This window comes from Neobacillus bataviensis (genome assembly GCF_019969725.1).
The window spans coordinates 106,966-132,209 of the sequence record NZ_JAHXYW010000006.1; the positions used below are offsets into that span (position 1 = coordinate 106,966).

Annotated in this window: 21 protein-coding genes and 2 pseudogenes; 10 read left to right on the plus strand and 13 right to left on the minus strand. The window is 38.3% G+C overall.

Features of this window, described 5'->3' with window-relative positions:
- Nucleotides 1–119 precede the first annotated feature (119 nt).
- The 4 genes from LC455_RS16560 to vanR form a co-directional block, all read right to left on the minus strand.
- Entirely contained in the window at nucleotides 120–632 is a 513-nt protein-coding gene (locus LC455_RS16560; RefSeq protein WP_223592428.1) for a VanZ family protein, read from the minus strand.
- Complete coding sequence (gene vanY / locus LC455_RS16565) at nucleotides 629–1,549, minus strand: VanY-A/VanY-F/VanY-M family D-Ala-D-Ala carboxypeptidase (RefSeq protein ID WP_223592430.1); 921 nt, start codon at nucleotides 1,547–1,549, stop codon at nucleotides 629–631. Before vanY ends, LC455_RS16560 begins: the two co-directional genes overlap by 4 nt.
- A gap of 94 nt (nucleotides 1,550–1,643) precedes the next feature.
- Nucleotides 1,644–2,765, minus strand: a complete 1,122-nt coding sequence (locus tag LC455_RS16570) for a HAMP domain-containing sensor histidine kinase (RefSeq protein WP_223592737.1) — start codon at nucleotides 2,763–2,765, stop codon at nucleotides 1,644–1,646.
- The gene (gene vanR, locus LC455_RS16575; RefSeq protein WP_223592431.1) at nucleotides 2,758–3,453 is read right to left on the minus strand and encodes a vancomycin resistance response regulator transcription factor, VanR-F/VanR-M family; all 696 of its coding nucleotides are present in this window, start codon (nucleotides 3,451–3,453) and stop codon (nucleotides 2,758–2,760) included. Before vanR ends, LC455_RS16570 begins: the two co-directional genes overlap by 8 nt.
- Nucleotides 3,454–3,888: 435 nt before the next feature.
- Here vanR and LC455_RS16580 point away from each other — a divergent pair, with 435 nt between their 5' ends.
- Nucleotides 3,889–4,536, plus strand: coding sequence for a phosphatase PAP2 family protein (locus tag LC455_RS16580; RefSeq protein WP_223592432.1), 648 nt, complete (start codon nucleotides 3,889–3,891; stop codon nucleotides 4,534–4,536).
- An 80-nt stretch (nucleotides 4,537–4,616) separates the two neighbouring features.
- Here LC455_RS16580 and LC455_RS16585 read toward each other — a convergent pair whose 3' ends face one another.
- The 4 genes from LC455_RS16585 to murQ form a co-directional block, all read right to left on the minus strand.
- Nucleotides 4,617–5,441, minus strand: a complete 825-nt coding sequence (locus LC455_RS16585) for a carbohydrate ABC transporter permease (RefSeq protein WP_440446407.1) — start codon at nucleotides 5,439–5,441, stop codon at nucleotides 4,617–4,619.
- Nucleotides 5,442–5,452: 11 nt separating this feature from the next.
- Nucleotides 5,453–6,418 carry a carbohydrate ABC transporter permease gene (locus LC455_RS16590; protein WP_223592434.1) on the minus strand — a complete coding sequence of 322 codons (966 nt, stop codon included), beginning with the start codon at nucleotides 6,416–6,418 and terminating at the stop codon, nucleotides 5,453–5,455.
- Between the two features lie 9 nt (nucleotides 6,419–6,427).
- Nucleotides 6,428–7,711, minus strand: coding sequence for an ABC transporter substrate-binding protein (locus tag LC455_RS16595; RefSeq protein ID WP_223592435.1), 1,284 nt, complete (start codon nucleotides 7,709–7,711; stop codon nucleotides 6,428–6,430).
- Between the two features lie 95 nt (nucleotides 7,712–7,806).
- Nucleotides 7,807–8,700: an N-acetylmuramic acid 6-phosphate etherase gene (gene murQ / locus LC455_RS16600; protein WP_223592436.1), complete on the minus strand. Its 894-nt coding sequence runs from the start codon at nucleotides 8,698–8,700 to the stop codon at nucleotides 7,807–7,809.
- 301 nt (nucleotides 8,701–9,001) lie between these two features.
- Here murQ and pbp4b point away from each other — a divergent pair, with 301 nt between their 5' ends.
- From pbp4b to LC455_RS16620, 4 genes and pseudogenes are all read left to right on the plus strand, one after another.
- The gene (gene pbp4b / locus LC455_RS16605; RefSeq protein WP_317851446.1) at nucleotides 9,002–10,279 is read left to right on the plus strand and encodes a penicillin binding protein PBP4B; all 1,278 of its coding nucleotides are present in this window, start codon (nucleotides 9,002–9,004) and stop codon (nucleotides 10,277–10,279) included.
- A gap of 140 nt (nucleotides 10,280–10,419) precedes the next feature.
- On the plus strand, nucleotides 10,420–11,316 hold the full coding sequence (locus tag LC455_RS16610; protein ID WP_223592437.1) for a MurR/RpiR family transcriptional regulator: 897 nt from the start codon (nucleotides 10,420–10,422) through the stop codon (nucleotides 11,314–11,316).
- Between the two features lie 20 nt (nucleotides 11,317–11,336).
- On the plus strand, nucleotides 11,337–12,221 hold the full coding sequence (locus tag LC455_RS16615; RefSeq protein WP_223592439.1) for an N-acetylglucosamine kinase: 885 nt from the start codon (nucleotides 11,337–11,339) through the stop codon (nucleotides 12,219–12,221).
- A gap of 23 nt (nucleotides 12,222–12,244) precedes the next feature.
- A pseudogene (locus tag LC455_RS16620) lies at nucleotides 12,245–12,508 on the plus strand (putative zinc-binding protein); the annotation flags it as partial.
- A gap of 135 nt (nucleotides 12,509–12,643) precedes the next feature.
- Here the strand turns inward: LC455_RS16620 and LC455_RS16625 are convergent.
- Together LC455_RS16625 and LC455_RS16630 are read right to left on the minus strand one after the other, a co-directional pair.
- Nucleotides 12,644–12,928: a hypothetical protein gene (locus tag LC455_RS16625; RefSeq protein WP_223592443.1), complete on the minus strand. Its 285-nt coding sequence runs from the start codon at nucleotides 12,926–12,928 to the stop codon at nucleotides 12,644–12,646.
- 267 nt (nucleotides 12,929–13,195) lie between these two features.
- A complete protein-coding gene (locus LC455_RS16630; RefSeq protein ID WP_223592444.1) occupies nucleotides 13,196–14,200 on the minus strand; it encodes a DUF3231 family protein in 1,005 nt (334 codons plus the stop codon).
- A 506-nt stretch (nucleotides 14,201–14,706) separates the two neighbouring features.
- Here LC455_RS16630 and LC455_RS16635 point away from each other — a divergent pair.
- The 5 genes from LC455_RS16635 (at nucleotide 14,707) to LC455_RS16655 (ending at nucleotide 22,142) form a co-directional block, all read left to right on the plus strand.
- Nucleotides 14,707–15,273 (plus strand): MOSC domain-containing protein, encoded by a 567-nt coding sequence (locus LC455_RS16635; RefSeq protein ID WP_223592739.1) that lies wholly within the window; start codon nucleotides 14,707–14,709, stop codon nucleotides 15,271–15,273.
- 231 nt (nucleotides 15,274–15,504) lie between these two features.
- The gene (locus LC455_RS16640) at nucleotides 15,505–16,170 is read left to right on the plus strand and encodes a carbonate dehydratase (protein ID WP_223592445.1); all 666 of its coding nucleotides are present in this window, start codon (nucleotides 15,505–15,507) and stop codon (nucleotides 16,168–16,170) included.
- Between the two features lie 1,247 nt (nucleotides 16,171–17,417).
- Entirely contained in the window at nucleotides 17,418–17,762 is a 345-nt protein-coding gene (locus LC455_RS16645) for a cupin domain-containing protein (protein WP_223592446.1), read from the plus strand.
- A 171-nt stretch (nucleotides 17,763–17,933) separates the two neighbouring features.
- Entirely contained in the window at nucleotides 17,934–18,224 is a 291-nt protein-coding gene (locus LC455_RS16650) for a hypothetical protein (RefSeq protein ID WP_223592447.1), read from the plus strand.
- 414 nt (nucleotides 18,225–18,638) lie between these two features.
- Nucleotides 18,639–22,142: a S8 family serine peptidase gene (locus LC455_RS16655; protein ID WP_223592448.1), complete on the plus strand. Its 3,504-nt coding sequence runs from the start codon at nucleotides 18,639–18,641 to the stop codon at nucleotides 22,140–22,142.
- A 391-nt stretch (nucleotides 22,143–22,533) separates the two neighbouring features.
- Here LC455_RS16655 and LC455_RS16660 read toward each other — a convergent pair whose 3' ends face one another.
- From LC455_RS16660 to LC455_RS16670, 3 genes and pseudogenes are all read right to left on the minus strand, one after another.
- Nucleotides 22,534–22,980, minus strand: a complete 447-nt coding sequence (locus LC455_RS16660; RefSeq protein ID WP_223592449.1) for a hypothetical protein — start codon at nucleotides 22,978–22,980, stop codon at nucleotides 22,534–22,536.
- A gap of 343 nt (nucleotides 22,981–23,323) precedes the next feature.
- Nucleotides 23,324–23,815, minus strand: a pseudogene (locus tag LC455_RS16665) (IS110 family transposase); the annotation flags it as partial.
- Nucleotides 23,816–24,255: 440 nt separating this feature from the next.
- The gene (locus LC455_RS16670; protein ID WP_223592450.1) at nucleotides 24,256–25,128 is read right to left on the minus strand and encodes a helix-turn-helix transcriptional regulator; all 873 of its coding nucleotides are present in this window, start codon (nucleotides 25,126–25,128) and stop codon (nucleotides 24,256–24,258) included.
- Nucleotides 25,129–25,244: the final 116 nt, after the last annotated feature.

Here is a 25,244-nt window from a genome sequence, read left to right on the forward strand (position 1 = left end):
AGTCCTATACACGATTGTCCAACCACGATTACCTAAATCATAACCTATATAAATTAGGCAAACCAGAAATAACTCACATTCATAAGAGAAACCTTTTAACAGTAGGGTTCTGGGTATATTTAATTAATTGTTTGATTAATTTTGTTTGGAGGGTACTTTGTAGAATATTGCTTGATAGCACAATAGCCAAGCAAGCCTCCAGAGGTGTTTAGTATTAAATCATCCACATCAAAAATTCCGATAGAAAAAACAACCTGTAGGCATTCCAAGCATAAACTTAAACTCAAAGATCGAGCTAATACGCCTATGAATGACATTCCTTTATTTTTAGACAATAATACAAGAAACATTCCAAATGGTATGAACAATACGATATTCCCAACCAAATTACTTAAATCATGCCACGATAGACTTTGTATATTAATCAACATTGTTTTAAACGGGATAAAATTACCGCTTTGCAATTGGTACATGAGATTATCAGGGTTCCCAAGATTCCTCTGAAGTTGATGCGAGAGAAAGGTCATATCTCTCCAGCGGAACTTAAATAGAATGATTCTAAGTAATGCGTACATATAAAAGACAAATAGTGCTAGTACAATAATGCTGTTCAATAATTTCGTTTTTTTCATTCCGCCGTCCTTGCCTCCTTGAGATTAGTATGTGTTGTTCTGGGAAACACTGTCACAATTACACCATCCATATTGTTGCCTGATATCTCCCAATGAAGATTGGAAGGCACATGAATGGTCGTATCTTTGGTTACAGGGTAATAAGAGATCTCATATTTTTCCCCATTTATAGTAGTTGTAATGGACTTTTGCTCTTTTAGGAAATCCAAATATTCTTCTAAAGAAAAATTCTTTTCCTCCATAATCGCACTGTGCGGCAATCCAACATAGCGAATATGCCAAGGTTCATACTGAATACCTGTGATTGCCGTTTTGTCCTTTGGATAACGTAAAATGAACCCGAATTTCCAGGCGTTTTCTTCTATCCACTTTCCTTCTGGTGCATCAGCCATCTTCATTTGAGTAGATCCTACATCAAGCGATAAGCCCAGATTGTGTTCGCTATAGCCAGGCGGCAAGGCATAGGCAGAGCCCATATCTTGATAAAGTACACTTTGCTGATTAAAGTCTCGAAAGCCGCTTGTGATGGCGAAATTTTGAAGGCCATCTTTTTCTGCAGCAGCAACCATCTCTGAGAATTTATGGGCAATATCCTCTGATAAATAAATGTCACTGCCCAACAACACGTAGCCTTGTGCCAATTCATAGTTTGCAGATAAATTGACAATATCCGATTTAATACTCTCTTGGTGAACAGGATATTCACTGTTGACTAAAAGCAGATCTCCTTGATAGATTTGGTCTTCTGTAACTTTAATTTTTTGAGTATTTCCAGAAATTCTTCCACCTTCTGCTATATCAATTTCAGATTGATCATAGTTTTGTATTTTTACATTTGATTCAGAAAAAGGTTCCATATTTACGAAAATTAACCCTAGGCACAATAATAATATTAATAAAAAGCCCCACTTCTTCATTTATCAGTTTCCTCCTAAATCTTATATGCTTATAAGTGTAGGGAAAACTATTTAAATAAAGAGCGGGGTAAATTTTAAATTTTTCTTAAATCCTTTACTCGGATTTTAAAGTTGATCTTTTTTCACTATCCTGGGGTAGGCGCACTTCAAAAATGGTACGTATTATACTACTTTCGGCAGTAATGGTTCCATCATGCTGTTCCACAATATTCTTGGCAATGAACAAGCCAATCCCGGTACCGCCTCCTTGATGAGTTCGTGCTTTGTCACCGGTATAAAACATATCAAAGAGATGGGGAAGCTCATTCTGAGGAATGGGATCTCCATAATTCACAATCTGAACAACCACTTCCCCAGAATCAATAAAGCCGTTAATATCCACAAACAGGCCATCGTTACCATAGCGATTCGAATTGGTAAGAAGATTTTCAAACACACGTGCTAATAGCTCTCCATCACCCAAAATAGGTAAATTTGGAGTCACATTCATTCTAGCGATCAAAGCATTCTTCTCGAATACAGGATACAATTCTTCCTTTAATTGATGAAGGAGGTCACTTAAATTTATATGATTTTTTTTAATTGGCAATATGCCATAGTTCATTCGCGTTATTTCGAATAATTCATCAATAAGTCTTTCTAAACGCTGAGATTTGGTAAAGGCAATTGTTAGAAAATGTCTGACTTGTTCTTTAGTCAAGCTCTGATCCTTAAGGATCAAATCCAAATATCCTAAAACAGAGGTAAGCGGTGTCCGCAAATCATGAGCTAAATTTACGACCAATTGATCCTTGCTGCTTTCCGAAAAATCTCCTCTTGCTATAGCTTCTTTTAATTTTTCACTAGCCTGATTAATATCTAGAGCAATATTTTCAAATTCATCATTTGATTTTATTTGAACTCGATAGGAGAAATCCCCATGAGCAAGATAACGAATACCTGTGGAAATCTCCTTGAAATACATCGAATAACGCTTGGTAAGTAAATAAAAAAACAAGAAAGAAAGTGGAATAAATATCAGTAAAAAGAAATTAATATCGCCAATTTGTTTCAAAATTTGACGATAAAAAAACAGTGTTTCACCGAATTGGACTTTTGTATGATAATAAAATTGGAGTCCCTTAAAGATTAAATAGGTTATGATTCCAGACAGCAACATACTTAAACCAAATAATAGCACCATCTTTGAACGAAAGCTGTATACCATTTTAACCATTGAAAGAATACCCAACTCCCCACACGGTTTTAATCCATTTGTGGTTCTGTTTGCTTTTTTCAAGTTTTTTCCTTAACGTTCGAATATGAACCATGACAGTATTGCCACTTTCAAAGTATGCTTCTCCCCACACTTGTTGAAAAATATTTTCCACACTATAAACCTTCTTTGGATGATTCGCAAGTAAATACAAAATGTCAAACTCTTTCGGCGTAAGCTCGATGCTTTCACCATATAGGGTTACTGTGCGCTGATCAGGAGTAATCACTAACCCGCCATATTCCAAGGGGGTTTTATTATCTGCTTTAGGCTGATTTAGCTTCATAAAACGCCGGAGCTGCGCATTTACCCGAGCAACCAATTCTATCGGGGTGAAGGGTTTAGTCACATAATCATCTGCACCAATTACCAGGCCCTGAACTTTATCGAAATCAGATGTTTTGGCACTCAAAAAGATGATTGGCATATTATGCTGTTCTCGGATGCGGCGGGTGACTTCATATCCATCCATTTTCGGCATCATTATATCCAATATCAGCAAATCAATCGATTGAGTCTCGACAACACGAACAGCCTCTTGTCCATCCGATGCTTTAATCACATGGTATCCTTCTTTTTCTAAATGGATGGCAATCAGATCAGCAATTTCCTCCTCATCATCAGCTATTAAAATTGATAAACGTTGCATTAATTTCACTCCTATGTAAAGTGATATTCACTAAATATCCATCAAGCCTTCCACTAAAAGTATTGTTTATTTACTCATGAGAAAACCTGCAATCGTCAAAAAACTTATACCTTCAAGTGTGATAGTTTAAATGAAATTTCTAAAAAAAATAGTGGGGGAATTCTTAACTTTTTCTTAAGATACTATTATATTGTGCATTAAATACATTTTAAGATTTATTCTTCTTCCACAATACCAGAGACCAAGAGAACCGTTGACACTTACCTTGAAAAAAATAAAAAATAAATTGGGAAAAGACAATTAAAGGGCCTGAATGGGTCCTTTTTGTTTTGGACAGGACATATATTAATTCTAATTGTTGTTTTGGGATTACATGCAGCCTATACCAACCGTTTGTTAGAATTTAATATATTAATCTAGGGAGTGCTGAAGGTATTGTTCGGTTCAACTTTAAAGAAGCTGAGTTGTATTTGTTTTTTATGTCTTTGTTTATTTTTTTTGCTTGCCTGGTGGGTGAAAAAGGGCCTCGGCTTATTGGCATTCTTTGATGGAAAGATGGATGGATTTATTAGAGGATTTCATGACGAACGATTAATATCAATAGCAAAAGTTATTTCTCATTTAGGTGGTTATCGTTTCTGTTTGATGTTGACTATAATCTTGGCTCTGGTTCTGGTATTAAACCGTTATTTTTTGACGTCCTTTGTTTTATTCTCAGCGTTTATAGGAACGAGGTTTCTTAGAAACTTTTTTAAGGATGTTATTGAGAGACCACGTCCTGAATTTAACTTAATTAAAAATCACGGGAAATCGTTCCCGAGTGGACATATACTTTATGCTTCTATGTTTTATGGTTTAGTTTTAGGTGTTATTTGGTATGTGTTAATGAAAAACCGCAATAAGGGCATGGCTTGGTTTGTATGCTTGTTGTTTGTTATAATCCTTAGTTTAGTAGGGGCTAGTCGAGTTTATTTAGGTGCCCATTATACAAGTGATATTTTGGGTGGTTTTTTTCTAGGGATAGCATGTCTAACGTTTACATTTATGGTTTTAATACAAATTTGGAAAAAAGGATGGCAATAATTCCGTTTTAGGAAGACCATGGGGACGGTTCTTCTGGCTTTTTTGAGCCATTAGAACCGTCCCCGTGGTGTTGTGGTGCTCTATTTAACTGCGCCTGCTGTGAGTCCCTCCATGAACTGCCTCGAAGCGAAGAAGAACAGGAGTATCATCGGCAGAGACGACAGGGTTAGTCCGGCAAACAAGGTGCTCCAGTCTGCAGAATGTTCTCCAAATAAGGATAACATGCCAATCGGAATGGTTTTCTTGGCATCATCGGTGATGAAGATGAGCGGGAAGAAAAAATCATTCCAGGCGCCGATAAAGTTTACGATCATCACGGTACCCAAGACAGGACGCATTAATGGAAAAATGATACTTCGGAGAATCCTAAAATCACCGGCACCGTCGATACGCGCGGCTTCTTCGAGCTCATGCGGCAGCGTTTTAAAGAAACTCGTTAATATCAGAACGGCAAGGGGCAGCCCAGTGGCCGTGTACATACAAATCAACGACAGCAAATTGTTAGTCAATCCTAAGTTTTTCATTAACATGTACAATGGGACAATCCCAAGCTTGATGGGAATCATCATCCCGAGCAGGAAGAAGAACAAAAGTCCTCCGTTCCACCTGAAGGAGAAGCGCGCAATATAAAAAGATGCCATTGAACCGAATAGAATTACGAGCAGCACGCTTACCACACTCACGATAATGCTGTTCGTAAAATAGGATCCGAATGGGACTTGGTCCAATAATTTCTTATAAGTATCCAAACTCCATGCTGACGGCATTGCAAATGGATTCTTGAAGATTTCAATGGTTGTCTTGAACGAACTTAAGAACATTAACAACAACGGGTACAGGGCCAGTAAGGCAAAGATGACTGCGGCCAAGTACCATACTATACGAGATGACCATGATGATTTCACTGTAACCCCTCCTACTGTTCCACTTCAAAGCGACGCATAAACCTCATTATTATCGCTGTAATAAGCGCAATCATCGCAAACAGAACCACCGCCAATGCTGATCCAAGACCCAGCGCGGAGCTGTCCGCACCAGAACCGCTGCCAAAAGCCAAACGGTAAAAATAAACAGCCAGTGTATCTGTCGAATAGTACGGTTCACCCATCGATCCTTGCATTGCATACACAAGCTCAAACGCTTCAAACGATTGAATGAATGTCAGGACGGTCATGATGGTGATGCTCGGCATGACCAATGGTATAATAATTTTTCGTAATAAGGTCCATCCTGTCGCGCCATCTAATGTTGCGGCCTCCACCAGTTCCGCTTGGATATTTTGTAAACCTGCCAAGAATATCAACGTTGCGAACCCGATGCCGAACCAGCAGTTCACTAAAATGATCGTGATTAGAGCGGTTTCTGGTTCACCAAGCCAGGCATGCTTCCAGGATGAAAGCCCAACCAAATCCAAAAATTTGTTTAGTGTCCCGAAGTTTGGATTTAATATGAGTTTCCATAAGAAACCAACGACGATCACCGATAACAGACGTGGTAAGAAAAACGCAATTTTGAAGAATCCCGTTCCTCGAATCCGTTTATATAACGCGTAGGCAAGCAGAAACGCGATGCCGTTTTGGACAACCATTTCAATACCGAAGTACAAAAGATTGTGCTGTAAAGCATTCCAGAACAAACCGCTGAATGGCTCTGTTACAAATAATCTACGGAAGTTTTCAAGCCCGATAAATGCGCCTTTTGAAAATCCTTTCCAGGAAAAGAAGCTGTAACTGAACGCCGCAAACAGCGGGTATACCACAAACACACTATATACAAGTAATGCAGGAAGAGGGAACAGGTGAAGGATCCACCTGTTCCCTCTTTTTTTCTTAGCAGAAAAGACGGTTTTCGTCTTAATTGTTAATTTTCCGGGGCTCGTCATCGAGTTCACCTAGTTCTGCGGCTTAAACCATGTATCAGCACTTGCCTTCACTTTTGCTGCTACATCTGCCGGTGTTGTTTTATTAAGGTACATACCTTGTAATTCTGTTTCTAAAGTCCCTTTTGTGGATGGTTCTCCAAGTGCAAAATTCACCAGCCAGAAGTATGGCACTGCGTCGCTGTTTGCTGCTTTTGTTAACGAATCTACCAACGCATCGTCTGAGGAAACACCAGGTACAGCGGAAATCATCTTGAACTCATTTGCGAATTTGTTACCAAATTCTTTCGTTGTCATAAATTCCAGGAACTTTTTCGCTTCTTCTTTATGCTTGGATTTCGCATTCAATGCATAGCTGCCGTCCACCCAGCGAGTGACAGTCGGATTTCCGCCTGTTGCAGATGGGATAGGGAAGAAACCAAAATCAAGATCTGGGTTTAAGCTGCGGATTTGTTGAATTTCCCAGCTGCCCATTGGAAGCATGGCCGCTTGCTCTGTTGCAAACAAGGTACGGATATCATCCATTCCTAAACCTTGCGAGTTTTCAGGGAAGTATTTGTCTAAGTCTTTTAATACTTCAAAGCTTTTAACGATGGACGGATCATTCAATTGTTTTTTGCCGCTTACGAGGTCATCAATGGTCGCCTTTCCGCCAAATTGACCAGGACCTACCATGCCGTGAAGCAAGGATAGCAGCCAAGATTCTTTTGTACCGTAAGCGATTGGTGTCACTTTTTTGGATTTTAAAGTATCAGCCACTTTGATGAATTCATCCCACGTCTTTGGCACGTCTAGCTTGTACTTTTTGAAAATGGCTTTGTTGTAGAAAATTTGTGTCGTGGAGATATTGAGCGGCACCCCGTATTGTTTACCGTCCTTGCTTTGTGATGCCTGCAGCAGTTCCTTATCAAACGTATCGAGTCCTTTCAGACCATTCAATGGCTCTAAAAACCCTTCATCACCAAGTGAGATCCCGCTTCCATATGGACGCAGGTGAATCAAGTCCGGACCTTCTCCGCTTTGTAACGCTGTATTCAGAAGGGTGTTGTATTCTGTGTTTTTCGAAGGTTTGAATTCGATATGAATATTAGGATACTTTTTGTTAAACTCAGCAATCACCGTTTTGTATGCCTCTGTATCTTCCGTACGCCAGCTTCCCATGGTGAGTGTCACGTCTTCTTGCTTTGAATCAGTACTTTTTCCTGCTGTTTTCTCTTCTGTTTTGCTAGAACAGCCTGAAAGAATCAATGTGCCCGCAAATACTGATGCTGCTAACATTTTCCAACCCTTTTTCATCTCATGTCCTCCTTTTTCATCCATGACTTCTGTCATGAATCATACGATATTTGATTAAAAGATTGATTCCCAACAAACGGAAAGACTTTGAAGTTTTACTTGGTATGTACGCTTTTTCGGATCCATCCGCCATGTTCGGCTAGTTTCTTTCTCGCCGACGCTGCATCACAGTTCGCCAAAATCATCACAATGGCCGTTTTGACGTGTTGACCTGATTCATCGAATGTACGGGAAGCCGTTTCGTAATCGGCTTCTGTCGCATCCATGATGATACGTTTTGAACGTTCTATGAGCTTTTGGTTCGTTGGCTTCATATCCACCATGAGATTTTTGTATACCTTCCCAATCCCGATCATGGATGCGGTCGATATCATGTTCAATACTAATTTTTGAGCCGTTCCCGCTTTCAGGCGCGTCGACCCTGTCAGGACCTCTGGACCCGTTACGACTTCAATTGCGATATCAGCATATTCACTGATGGCAGCGTCTTTGTTGCAGGAAATACTGCCTGTCGCTGCGCCGATTTCGTTGGCGTATCGCATTGCCCCAACCACATACGGTGTACGGCCGCTTGCGGCGATGCCGACGATCGTATCTTTCGACGTGATGGTAAGCGCTTGCAAATCCTGTCTGCCCATTGCTTCGTTATCCTCGGCGCCTTCAACTGCCACTTGGATCGCACTGGTACCACCCGCGATTAATCCTTGGACCAACTCAGGCGGGGTACTGAAGGTAGGAGGGCATTCTGCTGCATCCAGAATACCAAGACGGCCGCTCGTGCCCGCCCCGACGTATATCAATCTTCCTCCTGCTTGAAAAGACGAGATTACACGTTTTACCAATCTTTCAATCTGGGAAATTTGGCCGCGGATGACCGTAGGAACACTGGTATCTTCGTCATTCATGATAGACAAGATATCGTAAGTGTTCATGGTATCGAGATTTATTGTCTGGAGATTAGATTTCTCGGTCGTTAGGGATTCTAACATGGATATCACCTCTCTTGTTTAAAATTTTATTTCATGAAATTATTATAACAATCTGAATTTTTAAATCAATAAAAAATTTCAATAAATAATACTTTGCTTGCTGAACCAGTAATGCGCTCTTGTATCTTTTGGATGTACGAAAACTGCGTCAAGTTAACCATCGAGCACGAGCCTTTTATTGCGAAATTTACACTTTACAAACTACGAATCTCAAATCTATAATAATATTTAAAATTTTCCATTAATTAAAATTAGGTAAATGATGAAATATCGTTTTATTTTTCAAGACGGGATGAATGTGATGAAGCAAGCTAGATATAAAGATACCTTTCCAGTGTTGAGCATGGTGAAACATCCTGAAGAAGTTGGATTTTCTTCAGAGAAACTGAAACAGGTTGATGAATGGATTCAAGAAGATGTAGACAATGGTTTTCCAGGCGCTGTTTTACTGATTATCAAAGATGGAAAAATAGTAAAGAACACGGCTTATGGATATGCGAAAAAGTATGACGGCCAGACGCCAATGAGTCATGCTGAGCATATGAAGGCCGATACCATGTTCGATTTGGCTTCAAACACCAAAATGTATGCAACCAATTTTGCCCTGCAAAAGCTTGTCAGCGAAGGGAAAATCGATTTAGATGCCCGGGTGCAGCAATATATACCTGAATTTAAGGATGAGTCGGGAGCTAGGATCAAAGGAAAGGATACGCTGCGCCTAATCGACATTCTGCATCACAGTGCGGGTTTTCCAGCGGATCCTCAATATCATAATCCCACTGCAGCCGGTAAGCTTTATTCGCAAGATCGCGTTAAGACGCTGAAAATGTTATCTAAAACACCTCTGCAATATGAACCAGGCACAAAGAACATATATAGTGATGTGGATTATATGCTATTAGGTTATATTGTTGAAAAAGTGACCGGACAATTGCTTGACGATTATGTTGAAAATAACATTTACAAACCACTAGGCCTTATGCACACAATGTTTAATCCTCTTCAAAAAGGTTTTAAACAAAAGGATTTTGCTGCAACTGAATTAATGGGAAATACTCGTGACGGAGTCATAAATTTTCCCAATATGCGAACCTACACATTACAAGGTGAGGTGCATGATGAAAAAGCATTCTATTCTATGGATGGTATTTCTGGACATGCAGGACTTTTCTCTACTACAGACGACTTAGCTGTGTTATTGCAAGTGATGTTAAATGGGGGCGGCTACGGAGTAGTGAAAGTATTTGATCAGCACACCATTCATACTTTCGTCCGTCCTTCTACAACAAATCCAACGTATGGACTCGGGTGGCGAAGAAACGGGAATAGCAGCATGAAGTGGATGTTTGGTCCGCATGCAAGCGAGACCGCAGTTGGACACACAGGTTGGACAGGTACAGTTACTATTATTGATTTCGAACAAAATTTAGGGATTGCTTTACTGACCAATAAAAAGCATTCATCGGTTATAGACCCAATAAAAGATCCGAACACTTTTGCCGGGGATGCGTTCAATACCGGAAAATACGGCAGTGTGGTTACTGGCATTTATGAAGCTTTAATAGCAGCTCCATCTTAATAAATCGCGTTTGAGGCTACTGAAACCTGTATAGAAGTCTTATCTATACAGGTTTTATCATCTTTACTATTGATTAAAAATGGAGCCAATTTTTATTTGAATATTGCATTAAAAAAGATGAAAAGAAAGAGTTGATTCATATGTCTTTTTTGACAGGCGGACTAGTAAGGCTTTCAGAAATGCTTCCAATCCTGCCTCCCTCCGAGAAAAAAATTGCCACCTACATTTTAGAGAATCCCCAAGAGGCCCTTTCGCTAACCTCACATGAAATTGGGAAAAGAAGTCTCACCAGTGGAGCGGCTGTCAATCGATTATGTAAATCATTGGATTTAAAGGGCTTTCAAGATTTAAAGTTACGAATTGCCGGTGATTTACAAAAGGCTGCAGTTCAAGGATTTCGGGATATCGAGCTGGATGAATCCTCATTTTCGATTATTGAGAAAATGACGAGCAACAGCATTCAAGCGATAAATGAAACAGCTGAGCTAATAAGTCCGGATGAATTATCGAGAGCCGTTACAGTTTTACAAAATGCGCGTACCATTCATTTTTTTGGCGTAGGAGCCTCCGGCATTATTGCGCAAGATGCGCAGCAAAAATTTATGAGAATTGATAAATCTGCCACAGCATTCACAGATTTCCATATGGCAGCCTCTTTAGCGGCTATTGCCCATAAGGATGACGTAGTGGTTGGGATTTCCTTTTCCGGCAATACATTTGAGGTGGCAAAAATTCTGGAACTGGCGAACCGAAAAGGAGCACAAACTATAAGCTTAACAAAATACGGCCCTTCTTTGGTTTCTGAACAAGCAGACATTCGGCTTTACACTTCAAAAACAAAAGAAGCAGCATTCCGAAGCGGAGCGACATCTTCACGTATCGCCCAATTGCATATGATGGATATTCTTTTTATGTGTGTCGCCTCTCAACAATACGAGAAAACACTCACACATATAGATGAGACAAGAGAAGCCATTGGTTTTTTAACGGAAAGCATGAAAAATAGGAAAAAGAAATTTTTTTATGAAAAATCATAGATGACGGTGGGGAATGGAACATGACATATATGATCGGAATCGATGGGGGAGGTACAAAAACAAAGGCCACTTCATTTGATCTCACAACGGGGAAGACCCTCTTTTCAGTTCAAACGGGGCCTGCTAATTTCTCAGTTCAATATCAAGGCAGCATCGAGCAGGTTCGAAAGTCAATCCAATTATGTATAGAACAGATGGGCGGGATTCAACCAGAACGGATTCTCTTAGGAGCCTCAGGTGCCCATTCGAAAGAGATTTGTCAACAAATAGAAGTTGATCTTAGGCAAACTTTAAATTGCAAGCTTACTGTGATTGATGATGCACAACTTGCCCATACTGCCCTTCTTCAAGGGAAAGATGGCATTTTAATCATTGCGGGAACGGGTTCGATCGCTTTAGGCCGATATAATGGTGAAGAATGGCGTACTGGTGGCTGGGGGTACTTATTGGGTGATGAAGGAAGCGGATATTGGATCAGTATAAAGGCCCTACAATTTGCCATGTTCCAATTGGAAACAAAAAATAACCATGATGTATTAACACAGGCAATTCTGAACTCGATAAAAGGCCAGAACATGTCTGATATTAAAAGCTTTGTTTATGCAGCCTCTAAACAAGAAATTGCTACACTATCAGAACTCGTTTATGATGTTGCACAAAAGAATTATGAACCAGCTATAACCATTTTACGAGAAGCTGGAGAACAATTAGCTCAGCTTGTAAAGCGTGCACTAACCATTCCGAATTCTTTACATTTTCAAATGGAGATTGCTGTATCTGGTAGTCTGTTGTTAAAAAATGATATCGTCTATGATTCCTTTGAGACCATTATTAGTCAAGATTTGCCGAAACATAAGCTTGTACGAGAAGATCGTAATGTTTGTGAGGGCGTATTGTATAGTTAGAGATCGAAGCTGTCAATTTGGCAGCTTTTCTGTCCTGTATCGCTGGTGTCGGGGGTGATGTCAAACCACTTGTTAGAACAGCAAAATCAGGAAGAGATATCATTGCAATTGATGGTTGCTCCTTATCCTGTTGCAAAAGTTCTTTAGCTAGACATGAAGTTCAGCCCAAACATCATTTTGTACTTTCTGACTTTGATGTACCAAAGATAAATGGTAAAGACCCTGACTCTAACACTTATATAAGTGCATATAGACGTATTTTTGAGCTCATTAATAATCATTCTTAATCGTTGATTTTATTTCTGAACAACATTATGGGACCAAGAGAAATTAACGGGTACTTAAGTGCTTGAGTTATAGATGTATCCAATTGGATAAACTAGTAATATCAAGTTGTTGGAAAAGGGTGCCAATAAGAAAATTTATTTATTTTTTCTTCCACTCCTAAATGATAATAAAGCTGTTTTCAATGACGCGTAGGAACCTATAGCAGCATATCCATAGAACCAACCCATAAAAATACCTGCTACTAGATGATGTCTGTGACTTATAAAAATTGAAATACTTAATCCTAAAATAAGAGCAATAGTTGGTACAAACTTTTTTGGGACCTTCAGAATCACTTTTAGTATTTCAGTAAAAATCATTATTAACGGGACTGCTATTACAGCATCCCAAAAATTAGTATGTATCGTGGGGAAATCCATTTGGAACACACCTTTTTACATACATTATGTCCTTATTATAGAAAAATAATAGTGAGCACATTGATGGAGTGAACAGTAAGAAGTATTGTTGATCCTTCTTCAGCTAATTGGTGCAAGAGTTAAAGACAGTGATCACTGTGGCGGTCTTACTTTATGGTACGAGCGGGGCAGTTTAGTCGAAGAAGGAAATAACTACTTTATGTTGCAATTATCTCTTAGATTAAAAAGTTAATTAAAGATATCCCCCTCACTAATGAGGGGGATATCTTATTTATCTTGTGCAAGTTCTTTTCTATTGGGAGCAAGCGGCGGCTGTTCTAACCACTTGTTTTCCACCATAATATCGAACCAGTCTTTTGTAATTGCTAATGTTTTTAGAATGGTTGATTCATAAACGACAGCTAGGTCTGTTCGCATGGCTCCGGCTAGACCTGTCCCGTAATATACTTGTGCCGTTTGAGCCAAGAAACCCATATGATACAACATTAATTTATCCGAAAAAGGAGGATCTGTTGACATTGTAACCTCTGATTCCCACGACATTGGTACTGGCAAATTATCCTTGTGCATAATATTTGAAAGGGCTTGTATATTATCATCCGCCTTTTTTCCTATTTCCTCAAAAAACGTTCTTATTTCTTTCGATTTAGCGACTTGACTGAACCCGATTGAAAGCGTTTTTGCCATAATGCTCTTTTTAATGTTAAGAGAAATACTGATTATTTCTGTAGCAGATAAAAGCCTCCCTTTTCCGAAGAATCCATCAGTAAAATCTTTAGTAGAAATAAATTCAGGGCTCTCGTTAGGATAGAAATATGGATCACGTTGGAATTTTCCTTTTTTAAGCAATAACTCAATGGTTAAATCGTACATCCTTTTTGCATCATTATCACATGAATTGTAAAATTCCCGTAGGTCCTTTCTGACAGAAACAGATAAAGCAGTTGTATGACCCAACAAACCATGTATCGTCATAATATGTAAATAATTTAAGCAGAATGTGTCAGAAAACAATCTCTCTGCACCTTTATTAAGGTCGGACTCAGTAAATCCAATGGGAACTGGAAAACCATCTTTCTCAATGAAGGAAACAAGCTGCTTCTTTTGCTTTTCCCATGTCTCAATGGCAATTTCAAAAACTTTTTTTATTGATTCATCTTCCAAAATAGAAATCATATACCTATTTACTATCTCGGCCATAGTTCCGTTTACATACTCCCCCCATAGTGTTCCTATTTCAGAAGATGTAAGTTTTAAATGATCATTTTCCATTTGTTCTCACCTCTTCCGTATTTTTTACTGATATAGAAAAGATATGCGTATCTTTATATTTAAACCTTTTAGATGATAATAGTTGAGCAGATTCTTGTTGAACTGATATGAACGAAACTGTCAACCCACCACACCCAAAATGTTTTTATTTGGTGTTTTATTCAGTATGAATAGAGTTATTCCTATAGATCAACAATCCTCTCGGATTTAGCTTGTAAAGGGTGTACTTAAAGCCAAGTAATTCTCTAGCAACGGCAACAACATACTTTTCCACCTGCGCGGACTAGTTGATCACCCCGGAGATCAATACTTTTACGACGAATGGTCCGCAGCTCTTGACAAAATTGTGAAAAAATATACCTAAACAAACGAGTGCAAGAGTTCAAAAACGGAGCTGTCATTCTGGTGGCTTTTTTTGTGCTAAAGGTCAGGTTGGAAGTAGGAATAATAAAACCTTTATTGAATATGAACAACAGGGAGTTTAATAAAGGAGGCTATGAGAATTGATGTTTGATGAAAAAGAAGAGAGTTCAATTTTAGGAACAGTCATAGCAGTTAGTTTATGTAAGAAACATACGTTTAGTAAAGAAAATCAAGAGATTATAAAATTAGTGAAGGGATTAGGGGTTGAAGGCGATGCACACTTTGGCTCAACAGTTAAACATCGCTCAAGAGTAGCACAAAATCCAAATCAACCGAACCTAAGACAAGTGCATTTAATTCAAAATGAGTTATTCGAAGAGTTAGCAGACCATTTTAATATTAAACCAGGACAAATGGGTGAAAACATTACAACACTCGGAATAAATCTTCTTGAATTACCAACTGACACGATATTATCTATAGGTGAGTCTGCAATGATTAAAGTAACAGGCTTACGCAATCCTTGTGCTCAAATTGATAATTTTAAACCTGGTCTATTAAAGGCTGTTTTGGATAAGGATTCAGACGGAAATCTTATAAGAAAAGCAGGAATAATGGGAGTAGTTTTGCAGAGTGGAGAAGTGAAACCAGGTGATACCATCCGTGTTGAATTACCTCCTAAACCATTTAAAAAGCTTGAACGCGTTTAAATTAGCCGGATGCGAATTTGCACCTTAATGCAATTTATCTTGTTTGTGGAAAAGACCAGAAGGACGGTTCCCCTGGCTTTAACCAACCTCATCAGAAACCAAGAGAACCGTCCCTGCGGCTTTGAGGAAGTTCGTTTTCTTTTATTAGGAAAAGCGTTTTAATCAGGTATTAAATTCAGAAAAATTACGTATTTTTATTAAATAAAAAGTTTTAACTTGAAAGGAGAAAAAATGTGGAATCATTCAAGTAATCAATTTTACCCCCTAAATATTTATAGTTACTTTGTAGGTCCCAATCCCCAAACATCTGTTAACCCCTCTTTAAAGTATCCAACAATCAGCAAAACCGCTTTCTTAAGTCCCTTTACTTTTATCGTCGGGGACGTTACCATTCGGAAAAATACTTATATTGCTCCATTCGTAAGTCTTCGTGCTGATGAAGGAACGCCTTTTTATATTGGGAGGAATACTAATTTGCAGGATGGGGTAATCCTTCATGGGTTGAAAAATAAATACATGGAGGTTAACAGTATGAAGTTTTCGATCTATATTGGCGATTGGGTATCTTGTGCCCACGGGTCCATGATTCATGGGCCATGTCGAGTTGATGATCATGTTTTTATTGGATTTAATGCAATTGTTTATAACGCTTGGATAGGCGAGGGTAGCTTTGTTTCCAAAGGTTCAGTTGTTACGGGCGGGGTAAAGCTTAAGCCCAATAGCTTTGTACCTCCAGGAGCCAGCATTGATACACAGGAAAAAGCAAATGTATTATCCCAAGTTCCTATAAGTGAGGAGAAATTTGCTAAGGAAGTACAAAGGGTCAATCAGGAATTTCCTTCAGCCTATTCATTGTTTTTTGGTGAAAATAGATGTTCATGCGGGTTATCCTGTTGAAAACATACTGCCTTTTTATTTGCCAACAACAGTTTGACTCGTTAATTAAGATTGGCACACCACGAGATATCTGGATATCGTGTACAATCGAGACCTATTCCTGGTCCTGCTGGTCACTTCGATCCTCACAATATTACTGGAACTCATTTGCAACCACCTCCTCCTGCTGCTAGTCACTTAAATCCTCACATAATTACTGGGCCGCAACCGGGTGGGGGTGCACCCGAACCTGTTCAACCAATGACACCATATCCAGGTGGGTTTGTTCAACCAGGAAGTAGTCGTCCTACTGTCCAATTTTGTGAACACATTAATTTTGATGGAGAATTTTTCTACCTACAGCAGGGCCAAGGTTACAACGATTTGAGGAAAGTTAACATGGGCTTGTTCGGTTTTGGGAATTGGAATGATGAAATTTCTTCGGTCAGATATTGGACATCATATCGTTTTTTTGTACGATTGCATGAGCACATTAACTTTGAAGGACAAACACTGACTCTTTCTTCAGACGAAAGTAACTTACATCGACTGGGATGGGGAGATCGGGCTTCGTCTATCGCTACTTTTTAGATTGCATAACACTACTTTCTTGTTTAACTAAAGGGGGCAAGAGTTAAATATTGGGATGGCTGCGGTGGTCCCTTTTTTTATTGCACTAACGAAGAGGTTTATTATAAAAAGGATTCAAGAGATTTTTATCAAAACAAACAAGAATATCCATTAAAATAGTAATATGATATTAAAGGAGAATGAACTATTTTGATTGATTATTTAGGGTCTTTTATAATTTTATCTTTTACATTAATATTTTTGATAGTTTCCACCGTTTGCCTTTATCTAAAAATGCCTGAACTTGACTTTCACCTTTTGAAACATCCAGACCAATGACTGGATTCATTCTAAAATCTCCTCCTAAACTAGTAATTTGCCAGTAACCCCTAATCCTCCATGCAGTATCACAGCTTAGCTTGTTATACGAGATCTAAGTCCCAACCAGCCTCAATCATGTTTCTACAAGTAGGGGGCGAACCGTTTAGCTGACGGGGTCAAAGCCCCACGGGCAGTTACGTTCTACCCTGGCTACTGATATAATAAGACCAAAATAAATAAGGTCAACCAGAAATATTTAGCATTCTGGTTAACCTTATAATACGAACGAGGCAGGATAGTTTAGTAAGAAAAAGGTATTTTCGTTCCATTGTCGAATTAGGTCAATTTAGGATGATTAGATTTGAAGGAGAATGAAGATGCAGAAAAAAGGACAATTAGAGGTTTTTAACCTAAATGAATTAATAAAAGACCAATGTGACTACACAAATTTTATTGTAAGTGAAATAAATGACCACGCTCTTAGAATAGCAGTGATTAATGGAGAATTTCACTGGCATAAACACGAGAATTGCGATGAATTATTTTATGTATTGGAAGGTGAACTTTTCATAGACTTAGAAAATGATGAAACAGTTTCATTGAAACCAGGTGAAATATTTACTGTACCTGCTAATACAATGCATCGGACTCGTTCAAACGAACGGACAGTTAATATATGTTTTGAAAAGGTAAGTAATGATATAAATGGAACCAACAGTTGATTGTTACCATCAATTAAGTTGAAATTAAACGGGTTCAAGAGTTAAACATTGGGATGGCTGCGGCGATCCCTTTCTTTATTCGACTAACGAAGCAGTTTAGCTTAACAAGATTCACTCAAATTAGATGATTATCTTATGGTGAAATTTAGTCGAGGAGGGTATTGATTTATTATGGATAAAGTTATTAATGGTTTTTTAGAAACCGAAATAAAAGATCAAGACTTTTATGATGGGATAATCGATTTTATAACAAATAATAATATCAGGAATGGTGAATATGAGTGCAATGAGTATGTAATAAAAAAAATGGACCATACAAACTTTATAATTTTTCTAGAGTACACATTTCCTGATGATAAGAACCCTAGAATTATTCCTGGTTCTACATCAATTTATAGGGATGATTTAATGAAAATAATTAATGAATTTGCCAAAAAGCAAGGCTTTCAAATGAATATTTAGCCATAGAAAAACTGCACGTATGGTTGATAAGGAGGAGCGGACATTTTAATTAATTATTTTTTGCATTTTCATAAAATTCCACAAATTATGTTTGTTTCCCCCAATTTTAAGAGAAAATACTCCGCTAAAAAAATTGGTTTCGACAAAATTATTAATATTTTTCCTGATAATAACTTAAAATTCTATTTTATGATTGTTTAATCGACTATCTTTTAAACTGAAATTGTCACATATAAGTCTATCGAACTATGCTTTAATCCCCCAATTTACTGTGATTTAAGGTGTATGTACAATTCTAATTGTATTTATTTACTCTGAATGGTTGGTAAATGGTAATTTCTATTAATTTACTAAACTCATAAAAGTAGAGAAATAAATATAAAAATTAAATCAAATAAAAAGGGGGCAAAGTTAATGACTAAGAGTAAATTGAAGGCATTTAAAGTGATGACTACTGCAGCTGTAACAACCTTACTTCTTTCATCATTGACAGTTTTTGCGGAAACGAATGATAATTCAACCAACACAGTCACTACAGATGATTCAGCATTACAATCTTTTATTAAAGAAGCGCGTGAAATGAATTGGTTAAAGGACGAGCAGTCTGATCAAGAGCAGGTGGAAGTAGATCAAAATCACAAGCCATTTGAGTATGCTCCTAACGATTCAGTACGAGTGATTGTAGAAATGACAGGAGATCCTGTACAAAGTGGCAAAGGAAATGAATCTGAAAAGAAAAAATTAAAGCAAGCTCAACAATCCTTAATCAAAGAGATTAAAGAAACGAAAAAGTTGAATGTGAAAGAGCGCCATCACTTTGTAACAGGTATTAATGGCTTCAGTTTAGATACACAGTACAAAAATATTAAAGAAATCGAAAAATTACCTGAAGTGGCTCGCGTTGAAATTGCTGAAGTCTTTCAACCAGCGATGAACTCTAGCGATTCTATGGTACAAGCGAGACAAGTATGGGAAGAGTTAGGATACCATGGTGAGGGAATGCTGGTTGCTGTTGTTGATAGCGGAGTGGACTATCGCCATCAAGATCTAACCCTGTCTAACACAGGAAAAGCAAAAGAAAAGTTAACCTCTACTAGTATAAAAGAAAAATTAGCCGAAACAGCTGTAGATGAGCGTTGGTATACAGATAAAGTGCCAACTGGTTACGATTGGGCCGACCAAGACCAAGATGTTCTCCCTTATGCTTCCTCGCATGGAACGCATGTTTCAGGAACGATTGGCGGCAATGCAACAAATGAAATTGACGGAGTAAAAGGGATTGCACCTGATGCGCAAATCTTAGCGGAAAAAGTCTTTTCAGATTATTATTCAGGGGCATATGCAGACGATATTATTGCTGGAATCAATCATGCGGTTGAAATGGATGCCGATGTCATTAACTTAAGCTTAGGGACTGACGCAGATTTTGTGGATGAAAATAATCCGATACAAAAAGCAGTTCGTAATGCTACGGAGCAAGGAGTATTAGTAGTAGCAGCAGGTGGGAACGCATTCTACAGTACTAAAGGTGGAGACACGAAATATACTCATCCACCATATGCAGAAAATCCTGATATTGGAGTAGTAGGGGCACCTGGTTCAAGTCCGTATGCTTTACAAGTAGCCTCTTATGAAAGTGATCAAGTCCATATGGACACCCTTACTCTTTCAGATGGGAAGTCACTTATTTACAAACGCAATCAAGGTTTTTCTTTGGGAGATGTCTTTGCTAAAGATGAAGAGCTTGAGTTAGTTTATGTAGGTTATGGTCGTACTCAGGATTTCACAAAAGATGTTTCAGGTAAAATTGTGGTGGCTGAACAACAATATGCGGGCAGTGAAGCCTACATACCTGCTTTCCAGAAAGGAGCAAAGGGAGTAATTGTGGTTCCTTTAGCGGCACAAGGGGATTATGCCAACTTAAACAGTGTAGCGGCTAGTACGCAAGTCGCTGAAGGACAAGCCTTGATTCAACGTTTGAAAAATAATGAAAAAATTACAGTTCGCGTGGGTAAGGGGACTTGGATCGATAATAAAACCAAGGGAACGATGTCTGGATTCTCATCATATGGTGCACCTCATACCCTTGATTTTAAACCTGAACTTAGCGCACCTGGTGGTAAAATTTATTCTACTGTTTTTGGTAACAAATATGATACTTATAGCGGAACTTCGATGGCTACTCCACACGTAGCAGGTGCAGGAGCTTTGGTGTTACAGTCACTCTATGAAAAAGGCGTCACCAAAGGTGCAAATGCTGTTTATCAAACGAAAACAGCTTTGATGAATACGGCTCAAATCGTAATGGACCCGGCAACAGATGGGAAAATTCCATATTCACCACGTAAACAAGGCTCAGGGATGATGCAAATTGCCAATACACTAAAGACACCTGTATTAGTGAAAAATAAGTTTGCTGAGCCAGAAAATGCAGCTGCTGTGGAATTAAAAGAGATTAAGCAGGATAAGGTAAAATTTATGCTTTCGTTAGAGGCGTTAAATGGTAAAGATTCTCCAGACGAGATTACTTATGATGTGTATCTAGATCTTTTAACAGACGATACCGAGCAGAAAGATCTTGATATAAATCATGATCTGAAGAACGAACGGACGAAGGAAGTGTTAAAGCTAAACGATAAGCGAATTGAAGGGGCAACAGCGAAAATTAATGGAAAAGATTTTAGCGACACCATACCTGCTACCTTTACTGTGAAAAAAGGTCATCTGCAAGATTTAGCTGTAGATATTGAACTTCCAGATGGATTGAAGAAAAATATATTTGTAGAAGGATATGTTCGCTTTGTTCCAAGAAATGGAGATCAAGCTTCGATTCCATCTTTATCCATACCATATATGGGCTTTTATGGTGAATGGGATGAACCTCAGAACTTAGATGCACCGATGTGGGACAAAAATGCATTTGTACTTGAAACAGCTCTATTTCCTTATTGGGGTCAGAAAAACTGGCTAGGTAAACCAACAAATATACCAATTGGTTATGATAAGGTGGCAAAAACATTTGACGAACAAAGAATGGCTGATTCTCCATATGCTGCAAATCAAGGTATTTATGGGATCTTTACAACCTTGCGCAATGTAAAAAAGGTACACCAGTATATTGAAGATGCCTCTGGTAATCTAGTTCGTGATCTTGGAGATTACAGTGAAATAACAGGAGAACCATGGAAGTTTAGAAAAAATGTAATGGCAAATGGCGACTACTGGCAGCCTGGATATGGATGGGATTTGAAAACAGTAGATGGAAAAGTGGTCCCAGATGGAAAGTATCAATTTGTTATAGAGAGCACATTAGATTATGAGGGAGCAAGACTTCAAAAGATTAAGCTTCCGATTAGTGTTGATTCTGTTGGACCAAAAGCAGAAAATATTCAAATTAACAAAACACCAGAAAATAAGTATTTGATTACTTGGGACATGAAGGATAATGAAGGGGGAAGCGGCCTAACTAAATCCATTGCTTATGTCAATGGCAGTTATAAGAATATTTCGCCAACACAAACATCCCTGCTAGTGAATGATGAACCGAAAAGTATAATCTTTATGCTATTTGACTGGGCAGGTAATGTTAGTTATGAAATATATGGAGATCGCTCAAATTTAAAAGAGGAGTTATTCCTTTCAGTGTTAGATGTATGGCAAAGACCAATAACGCCACAAGAACCAGGTCATATTTTAGGAGTAGGCGTGAAAAAACTAAACTGGAAATTTACAATCTCAGATCCATCAGGAAAAGTGATCGAAACTTGGACAGAAAAAAATACAGAAACTGCTTATAAAATATGGACCCCAACTGCTGATATGCCTGCTGGGAAATATAAAGTAACCTGTGAGATGGAAGATGAGACGGGTCTAAAGATCAGCGCAAGAGAACGTTATATGACGGTAGTGAAACCTTAATAAACGAAATCATAATATAATTTCAGATACCAATGGAATTTAAATAAGATGACCCCTGTTGAATACTAAGCCGTTCTCTTTTGAGGTACCCGCACCTAAAAAAACACATATAAAAGCATCTATAATCCAGAGCAATTCGCGTATGAATTAGCTCTGCTTTTTTATTGTTATTTCAAGGTTTGTCGAAGAAGTCACGTTTGAATCCGCTATATAAATCTGGATTGGCACCCGTAAACTTGATATTTAATGCTCTTTCATAAATAACAAATTCATTAGAGCCAATTTAATCAACCGAATAATGATTATGTAAAGTTAAAATATTTATTAGTTAGATAAGTCTCTTTACGAAAGGGCAGGTTAGTCAATAAAAAAGCACTGCTATTTTAATATTTTAAACCTTTTCATACCATATTTCAAAAACATAAGCAATTAAGGCTATTGTAACAAAAATTAATAATAAATTTAAACTACTTATTGTAAAGTGAGTCAATTTCCTTGCTTCAACAAATTTAAGTATCACCCAAGCACCAAACGCATCAATAACAATATTTGTTGCAAGGTATAACCAAAAGTTTCTGAATGTAAAATAAAAAACCCATATTGTAGTTATGAAGAATGCGCCGTACGCAAAGCTCACACTTGTTATGTATCCCCAGGGCACTATCGCTTCTTTGATTTGCCACAACTTATATGTATATCCTATTTCATAGACGATGGTTACTAATAATGCAGTAAATATTGTTACTGGCATGTACCTTTTGATACCCTCTTTTTTCATAAAAAATAATGTTAACCATGGAATAATTAATAGTAACCATAAAATCAGCTTATTGGACATTATATTCACACCACCTAATACTTCTATATTGCATTTTTAACAAAATGTGGTGATTTTATGTATTACACGTTTGCTGTTTAGTGACCATTAATTCTAATGAATTGTTAGTACACAATTTTCTTCTAATATGAATGAAATTAAGTAACTCATTTATTTTTCTTTAAAAACATTTAAAGTGTAAAATTGATTGTGAAATAATGTACTTAAAGTAAACCAGCTAATAGTTTGTCAACATTTTTCAATAAAAAGTTAAAACTGAAAATGATATACTAAAAATCTGCATGCTAAATAACCTTCCTTAAAACCATTGGAAGGTTTTGTTTTATTTAGTTGGATATAGTTTTTAAGATATATCTTGGAAAGTAGTTCTGCTTTTTAGTAAGGCATAAATCCAATGTAAGAGCTTATTTACACACGCAATCATGGCTACTCTGAAGGGTTTTCCTTCTTCTCGTTTCTTGTCGTAAAACTCTCTTAGTCTTTTATTGCGTGGAATGATCTCATCGTTTGTTTTCTTTTTATGGGCATCCCGAATGCCACTCTGAACAGCAATATACAAGGCATGACGAAGTCTACACGAGCCACGTTTGGTTATTCGGTTTACTGAAGCAGTAAACTTTCCAGAAGAGTACACACTAGGATCTATTCCAGCGAATGCAACTAACTTCTTGGCATCGTTAAACCGATCTATCTCTCCAATTTCAGAAATAATCGTTGCAGCGATTTTTTCTCCGATTCCAGGGATAGATTGGAGTATCTCATATTCTTCAATTTCTTTAGCGAGAGCATCTATTTCATTCGCAATGTTGGATAGGTGCTCTTCATATTGAAGATCAATCTTTACGAGGCAGGATAGTATAACAGTAATGTAAGTAAATTGAACCCATTTAGGAAATGAAATTGTGTTAAATATTAGCGATAATGAAATTATTTCTTACAATGTTAACCTCAAAGAAAAAGTAATTAGCATTCACACCCTTTCTGAGATAGGGCTGTACTAAAATATCCAATTATATCTTTTACCCTTTATTTTCAGGAGAACTTATACGATTTTCTAACTGTACATAAATAAAATTATACATAATTCATTTGGATTACTAATGAACCTTGCCTATAATTATTTAAAATTAAGACCCGCAGCCGTTGCTGTGGGTCTCTTTCTGCTTATCAAAGATCTACACAATGTACTGCTGGGCGTTGAACTATACCGGGCAGATTACGCTAATAACACTAAACATTAAGCGCCCATATTGAGTATCCTTTTGTTAGTCGCTTTTAAGTTGAAGAAGCAAATAATCCCGAATGATGGTGCTGGTAATCGCTTAACAACCGCTGCATTTTTTCCACCGTACCGTCCGGATGGGGGACGTGGATGGAAACCGTCAAGCTTGGATCCTCCAAATATTGAAACGAAACAAGATCGAAGTTTAAGATCCCGAGATTCGGACAACGAAGCGCCTTTGGGGCATCAATGGCTTCTAGAATCTCATGAGACTCCCAAAATTCCAGGAATTCAGGGCTGGCTTGACACAGCGCATCGAACTGTTCAGACCACCAAGGGTCGTCAACGTGACGCGCATACCCTGCATGGAATTTAGCGGCTATCCGGCGCGCATGCAGTTCCCATTGGTCTCCCTTGATGTAGCGAAAACGGGGAGAAGTAAAGGTCATCCAAACAAAATTTCGCTCTTTTTCCGACAAGATGGCGAGATCCCCGTTCAATGCGCAGTAGGCAGCATTCCAGGCAATGATGTTCATGCGTGCATCCATGACATTCGCCGGGGAAGTGTTTTGGCTATCTAAAAAACTTTGAAGCGCCCGGCTCACCTGAGCAGATACCTTCGTTTCTACTAAGGGGAGTTGTTTGCGTGCAAGAAAAAACAGATGCCTGCGTTCCGATTCATCAAGCCTAAGCGCAACGGCAATTCGCTCAAGGACCTCAGAAGATACGTTGATATGGCGGCCTTGTTCCAAATAGGTATACCAGTCCAATCCCACGTCCGCCAACAAGGCAACTTCGCCGCGGCGAAGTCCAGGCGTGCGTCTGCGTCCGGACTCCGGCAATCCCACTTGCTTAGGGGTAATCCGTTCCCGGCGGATGCGTAAAAAACGGGCTAATTCCTCATAACGATCCAGCTTGATCGACATGATTACCATGCCTCCTATCAAATGATGAAAGTAGGATTCCCAATCCTACGATAACCAGATCTCTTCCTGGCTTTGTCGGGTGCGTATACACTAGATTATATCATCCTTCGGGATGA